Raw genomic sequence first — 6,001 nt, 5'->3', positions numbered from 1 at the left:
GCCCGCATCCGGGTGATTCCCGGAGACACACCGAGCACGGACACACTTCCGCAGACACTCACCGCTTAACCTGCAGAAACAGGATCACACGGAGATCGATTCATACACCACGTCCGTGGACGTGACCTGCGGGCTGGCGCGTCGGACGGTGAGCCGGACTCCCGCCGCGTGCAACTCCGGGGTGACTGGACGGATCAGGGTCGCCACCCACCAGCGGTGTCCGCGCTCGTCCTGAATCTCGATCGAATGGCCGGGGTGATTGCGCAGCAGGGCGGTCAGCGTGTCCTGGTCGGGGCCTGCGGTGAGCAGGGCGAGCGCGGACGCGTCGGCCGGCCGGGCAGCGCCGGTGTCCGCCTGCCATTCTTGGTCGAACTCCGTGAGGATCTCGGCCGCCCGGCCCATGGCCGCCAGCTCGTCCCGCTGCCCGAACTCGCTCAGGCGCATCCCGTACCGGCCGGGCAGCTTGGGGTGCAGGGCGATGCCACCGTCCGACACCTCGATGACGAACGCCAGGACCACGCCGACCCGGCCCAGCAGCAGGTGTCCCCAGTCACGTTCCTCGCGCTCCCAGCGCAGGCTGCACATCAGGAGGCGTCCCCGTCCACGACGATCTCGCCGTCAGCGTCGAGCTGGACCTCCAAGAGAACGCGTCGGTCCCGGTAGGACGGCGCGCGGGACACTCGATCGAGGTGCACCCGCTGGAGAGAGCCGCACGCGCCTGGCCCCAGACCGGTCACCGCCCTGCCCAGCAGACTGGCCGCCAGGTAGGGATCGCTGGTGACGCCGCCCGAACCGCGCCCGCTCTCGCCGCGAGCGCGCCAGGTGAAGATCGGTCCGGCCCAGCGCGGGATCTCGGTCATGGGGTCACCTCGCGCACGACGAGGGCGGCGAGGGCGCGGGCCGCCCCTTCAGGGTCGTCGCAGGGATGCCACCGCCACGAGCCGGAGGAGACAGGCCAGCGAAACCATTCAGGACCGCGCGACACGGAGAGTCCCGCCGTGATCCGGAGAATGGAGTAGCAGCCAGGCTTCGTCCTCACATCGTGGTCACCAGTGAGCACGCCGTGCCTGGCCAGCGCGTGGCGAAGATGATGTATTGCCTGGTCGGACATGCGCCCGACCCTAGGCTGCAATCAGTTAACGAGAGGATACGAACTGTATCCCCTCGTTACGGTCAGGTCATGAGGCCGATATGGTCGGCAAGCTCAAGCGCCTGGACTCGAAGATGGGACGGTCCGGTGTCCACCAGCTCGTAGGCCATCCGGCGGGCGTAGCCGTTGAAGCGGATGGTCTCAGGCGCGGTCTGCTGCGCGAGCTGCAACGTTCCGAGCACCGCGGCGTGGTCGCGCTGGAGATGGTGAGCCCGCGCGACCTCGATCAGGTGACGCCCCCGTCGGGGCCGGGAGGGGATGGGGACGCTCTCGGCGTTGTCCGCCTGGCGCGCGGATTCGCCTCCCTGATTGAGCTCGACCGCGACCGTCACGGCATGCGCCCGCATGACGACACGGGAGAAGGACGTCCACGGCTGGAAGTAATCGGCCGGCAGCCGTTCGCTGATCCGCTTGGCTTCGTCCCAGTGCGCCCACGCCTCACCGACGCGCCCCCCGCGGGCCGCCGTGAAGGCCAGCTCGAAGTTGAGCGCCCCCCACATCGCCAGCAGGTCGACGCCGCCGCTGTCGAGATGCGGCTCAATGGCCAGCATGCCTTGCTCGTTGATCTCCTGGGCCGCCGCATAGTCTCCCGTGTCGCGGTGTGCCTGGGCCAGAAACCAGACAGCGCACGACAGCGCCAGAGGATCTTCCGATTCCTGGGCCGCCAAGAGAGCTCGGTCGGCGACGCGCCAGAGCAGGTCCTGCGCGGGCTGGTAGGCGACGAACATCTGCGTGAGGCCGTAGGTCTCGGCCAGGAGCGCGTTGGCGCGGCGTCGTCCCGCGCCCTGGTGCATGTGCACCGCGAGCTGCACATCACGAAGCAGGTTCGGCAGGATCCGCCCGAGAGCGGTGCGATGGTCGGGAGAGGTATGTCTCGCACGCCAAGCGGCGTCCAGGCGGACGCGCAGCGCGCCCAACGGCTGAACCGTGCCCTGAGGGTGCAGGAGCGGCGTGTTGTTGATCGCCTCGCGCACGGCGGCAAGCGCTGGATGACCGGGGCCGGTGAACATGCGAACAGGCATGGATTGGTCGCCGGTCAGCTCAGACAGGTCCCGCACTTGCAGGGCCTCGGCAAGCTGGAGGAGGAGCGACAGGCGCGGTTGCTGCTGGAGCCGGCCCGACTCCACCGCCTTCACCCAGGGGATGGACTTGCCGACGAGTCCGGCCAGGACTTCCACGCTCATACCGCGTCGTTTTCGTAGCATCCGGACCCGCTGTCCCACAGTCAGCACCGGGGGATCTGGTTGGTTGGTACCGTGGCTATTCACAGGCCCTGCACCTCCTGAAGCTTCGACACTTTCAGGCTACGGTGCGGGGCTTTTACGTGGCCATGGGATCACTCGACAAAGCCCCGGGTCCTCTTCATCGACGTGCACTCGAATCTGCGGCTTTCTGCGGAATAGCGCGGGCGCGGCGCCTGCTTCCTTGATCTTGCGGTTGGACGACCGTCCGACGCCTTGTGCGGGTTCTGCGGATAACGCGGAAGATCAGCAGCTTGCGTGGGCGCGAGCCGAGGCCCCTACTACCGATCCGGCATGTGTTCGTTAATGGCAGCCGACAGGTCAATGATGGGTCGGGTTAGTTGGACAGCAGTGACGAGGATGAAGGCTTGCTCCTTGGACTCCCAGTAGGCGGCCGTGGGACGGCTCCGGGCTATCTGGGAGTACGGCTTCGGATGTGCGGCCAAGACTCCTCCCTTCTCCTCGTGTCCATACGAAGTCCACTCCACTCGTTCAAGGTCAGCCCATGGGAAGGAGACAGTACGAATTCCGCTGACCAGCGCGATGCCGTCAGCACCCACGTGTAGCAAATGCGGCGTGGTGAGCAGGCCGCCCAAACCACTGGCCAGGGCTGGCGATCCGACAAAGATGGCACCCAGCACCACCGCACGATGAATGTCTGGCTGGGCGACGACCCACCAGGTAGCCGCCGTGGGGAAAAGCAGGCCCAGGAGTAAGTGGACCCCGTACTTGATCCGGCCCCTGAGCGGGAAGGACCGGCCTTCGGCCGTTAACTCGGTCAGAGGCCTCGGTGGACGATCGGAAGTCACCGGATCCATGTCCGAAGCGACTTCGCCCTCCGTCATCTTGCCTGCCTCTTGCTTTGAGGTGAGGGAGGGATGCCTGTAGGACTCCTCGGCACTGCGGTCATGTCTCTGCAGGTCGCTTGGCTGTCGACGCTCGGCACGCAACTGCTGTACAAGAGAAGCGCCCCCCACCAACAAACCTGCCGCGCTGATGAACATACTCACCACACTGGCCCGCATGTCCAGCTCATCCAGGTTGGCACCGGTGAAGAACGCCCACACTCCGGTGGCTACCAGTGCCATCGACGCCATCCACGCAAGCATGCGAGGCCACTGACGTCGGGGTGGCCTAGGTGATGACGAAGGAGAAGGCATCACGGCTTCAGCATGAGTGCGGTTGGACGACAAGTGCGTAGGCGTGACGAACTCGTTATCAGGTGCGGCATATTGGGCCGCCAGCGAGAATCGAGCTCCAGGCCGACGCTGGCATGGGTGGGGACGATTGGACCGATGCCCGGCGTTACATGGGGCCTAGACCTCCTGGCCAAGGCCCGCATCCCGCTGATCGCAAGCAACACACCGGCGCAGAGCCCGTTCTCACAGGCAGTTGCCGCCCAATTCACGGAAGAGGATCGCAGGAAGCTCCCATACACCGCGCCGCGTTACGCCGCGTCCATGGCACTCCCCAGGGAAGGATGGAAGGGAGACATCACCTTGTGATGCTTCGCAGACCCCCAGGTGTCCGCCCTACCCTAGAGACACTGTGCCTCGGCGAGGGAGCGCGATGAGCAAGGCGACCAAAGAGCCCACCTACGTTCGCATCGCAGAGGACATCCGCAACCGCATCCGGCAGGGCGATCCCCCCGCCGGCGGACTCCTGCCCTCCGAGGCGGTCCTGGCCCGTACGTACGGCGTCGCGAGGGGGACCGCGCGCCAGGCCGTCGCCGAGTTGGAGCGCGCCGGCCTGGTGGTCAGCGAGGCCGGTCGAGGCCGGCGCGTGGTGGGCGAGTCTGGCGCGGGCGTTCCTCGTGCTGCGTCCGCCCGATACGAGAAGATCGCCGACGACATCCGCAAGCGCATCGAGGACGGCTCGCTCCCCCACGGGCAGCAGCTTCCGGGCGAAGCCGCGATGGCCGAGGATTACGGCGTTTCATCGGGGACCATCCGGCATGCGTTCCAGCTTCTGGCCGCCGAACAGGTGATCACCGCGATTCACGGCAGGGGATGGTTCGTCGGCGGGCCGGAGCACACGCAGACGCGTGCTGACCAGGTGGCGGAGGCGCTGCGCAAGGAGATCGAGGCTGGCCAGTTCGCCGCAGGCTCGGTCCTTCCCGGCGAGACCGTGCTGGCCGAAGAGCGAGGCGTGGGACGAGTCACCGTCAGACGCGCTCTTGCCGTGCTGGAAGCTGAAGGGATAATCGAAAAGCGGGCTGGAAAGGGCCGCATAGTCAAAGCGCTACCAAAGGGACAATAGGTGACTACCTCTCACCCGTCCACCGTTCCCTTCACCTCCCAGGAAGCACTGACCACCCTGCGCGAAGCCTGCCGCATCGCCGAGCTGGCCGACGAAGACGCACGACTGATACGTCTCGGCGAGAATGCATTGTTCGTCCTGGCTTCCGAGCGCATCGTCGTGAGAATCGCGCGAAATCTCGATGTGCTTTCCGACGCCTACAAGGAAGTCGCCGTCTCGGCCTGGCTGCAAAGGGCAGGTCTTCTGGCAGCGAGAACAACGGCTCACAAGCAGCCCATGGTTGTTCGAGGAAGGCCGGTGACGTTCTGGCATCTCATCGACGACAGCGGGGTTGAGGCGACCCTGCTGGACCTGGCGGCGGCGCTTCGCGCGCTCCATCGGGCTCCGATACATGAAGGCGTGACGCTGCCGGATCTCGATATCCTCGGCCGCGTCTCGGAGCGAATCAATGCGGCCACCATCCTCGCAGCGGAGGATCGCCGATTCCTCATGAGGAGATATGAAGAACTGCGAATCGCATATGAGCAGCTAGAGTTTCGGCTGCCCTCATGTGCGGTACACGGCGATGCGCATAACGCAAATCTCATCAAGACTGCCGATGGCAGTACCGTGCTCATCGACTTCGAGCGTTTCGCCTTCGGCCCACCCGAAACCGATCTCGCCGTAACGGCTATCGAACACAGCTTGGGCTGGGGAAGTCGAGCCGAATACGACGACTTCGCCGAGTGTTATGGGTTCGATGTTCTGGCCTGGGAAGGCTATCCCGTGCTACGGGACATTAACGAACTCAAGATGACGACCTGGCTCATGCAGAACGTCTCCGAGAACGAAGCCATCGCGCAAGAGTTCCGCAATCGACTCTTCTGCCTCAAGAACCCTGGGGCGCCACGGCGTTGGCGGGCCTTCTAGCCATTCAGCGCGGGGTACTTGTCGGCAACGAGCGTGTTGAACGCCGCTACTTGTTCCACGCTTCCGTAGCTGCAGAGGTCGGCTTTGAGGTCCCTGATGTAGCGAAGGTAGCGCTCCGACTTGAGTGCCCCGGCAAGCCCGATGGCCTCGATGGCAACCGTGGCGGCTTGGGCGGGATCGCCCATGTGGACGCAACTCGCGGCCTGCACCAGACGGTCGAAGGCCAGCGTGCGAACGTACATGGGATCACAGAGCCCAACAGCCTGCCCGACGAACTCCAGCGCCTGCGACGGCTTCTTGAGATCCCGATAGCAGTGAGCTGTTTTCATCCTCGGCGGGCATCTGCTGATCACAGCATGATCGCGAGTCCGGCGTTCGCCTGAAGACGCAAAGAACCCCTGGTAGACGGGTGGATCACCACAATCAACACCGTCACCACCAG

Annotated in this window: 7 protein-coding genes; 2 read left to right on the top strand and 5 right to left on the bottom strand. The window is 65.2% G+C overall.

Features of this window, described 5'->3' with window-relative positions:
* Nucleotides 1–84: 84 nt before the first annotated feature.
* The 4 genes from HII36_RS52615 to HII36_RS52600 form a co-directional block, all read right to left on the bottom strand.
* Nucleotides 85–585 carry a hypothetical protein gene (locus tag HII36_RS52615; protein ID WP_173530928.1) on the bottom strand — a complete coding sequence of 167 codons (501 nt, stop codon included), beginning with the start codon at nt 583–585 and terminating at the stop codon, nt 85–87.
* Nucleotides 585–860, bottom strand: a complete 276-nt coding sequence (locus HII36_RS52610; protein WP_173530927.1) for a hypothetical protein — start codon at nt 858–860, stop codon at nt 585–587. Before HII36_RS52610 ends, HII36_RS52615 begins: the two co-directional genes overlap by 1 nt.
* 313 nt (nt 861–1,173) lie before the next feature.
* A complete protein-coding gene (locus HII36_RS52605; protein WP_328808293.1) occupies nt 1,174–2,373 on the bottom strand; it encodes a helix-turn-helix domain-containing protein in 1,200 nt (399 codons plus the stop codon).
* Nucleotides 2,374–2,672: 299 nt separating this feature from the next.
* Nucleotides 2,673–3,488, bottom strand: coding sequence for a PH domain-containing protein (locus HII36_RS52600; protein WP_173530926.1), 816 nt, complete (start codon nt 3,486–3,488; stop codon nt 2,673–2,675).
* 472 nt (nt 3,489–3,960) lie between these two features.
* On the opposite strand from HII36_RS52600, the gene HII36_RS52595 reads away from it, so the two are divergent.
* On the top strand, nt 3,961–4,650 hold the full coding sequence (locus HII36_RS52595) for a GntR family transcriptional regulator (protein ID WP_173530925.1): 690 nt from the start codon (nt 3,961–3,963) through the stop codon (nt 4,648–4,650).
* Nucleotides 4,651–5,559 carry a phosphotransferase family protein gene (locus HII36_RS52590; protein ID WP_173530924.1) on the top strand — a complete coding sequence of 303 codons (909 nt, stop codon included), beginning with the start codon at nt 4,651–4,653 and terminating at the stop codon, nt 5,557–5,559.
* Here the strand turns inward: HII36_RS52590 and HII36_RS52585 are convergent.
* Nucleotides 5,556–5,888 (bottom strand): hypothetical protein, encoded by a 333-nt coding sequence (locus HII36_RS52585; protein ID WP_173530923.1) that lies wholly within the window; start codon nt 5,886–5,888, stop codon nt 5,556–5,558. The genes HII36_RS52590 and HII36_RS52585 overlap by 4 nt on opposite strands.
* Between the last annotated feature and the right edge of the window lie 113 nt (nt 5,889–6,001).

Source organism: Nonomuraea antri, assembly GCF_013283785.1.
GTDB classification, from domain to species: Bacteria; Actinomycetota; Actinomycetes; order Streptosporangiales; family Streptosporangiaceae; genus Nonomuraea; species Nonomuraea antri.
Note: the sequence above shows the minus strand (reverse complement) of the source record. Positions and strands in the feature narration are given on the sequence as shown.

Bases quoted from the DNA above. Each gene is read 5' to 3' on its own strand.
- HII36_RS52615 (WP_173530928.1), bottom strand. From the start codon at position 585: ATGTGCAGCCTGCGCTGGGAGCGCGAGGAACGTGACTGGGGACACCTG.
- HII36_RS52610 (WP_173530927.1), bottom strand. From the start codon at position 860: ATGACCGAGATCCCGCGCTGGGCCGGACCGATCTTCACCTGGCGCGCT.
- HII36_RS52600 (WP_173530926.1), bottom strand. From the start codon at position 3,488: ATGGCGTCGATGGCACTGGTAGCCACCGGAGTGTGGGCGTTCTTCACC.
- HII36_RS52595 (WP_173530925.1), top strand. From the start codon at position 3,961: ATGAGCAAGGCGACCAAAGAGCCCACCTACGTTCGCATCGCAGAGGAC.
- HII36_RS52585 (WP_173530923.1), bottom strand. From the start codon at position 5,888: ATGAAAACAGCTCACTGCTATCGGGATCTCAAGAAGCCGTCGCAGGCG.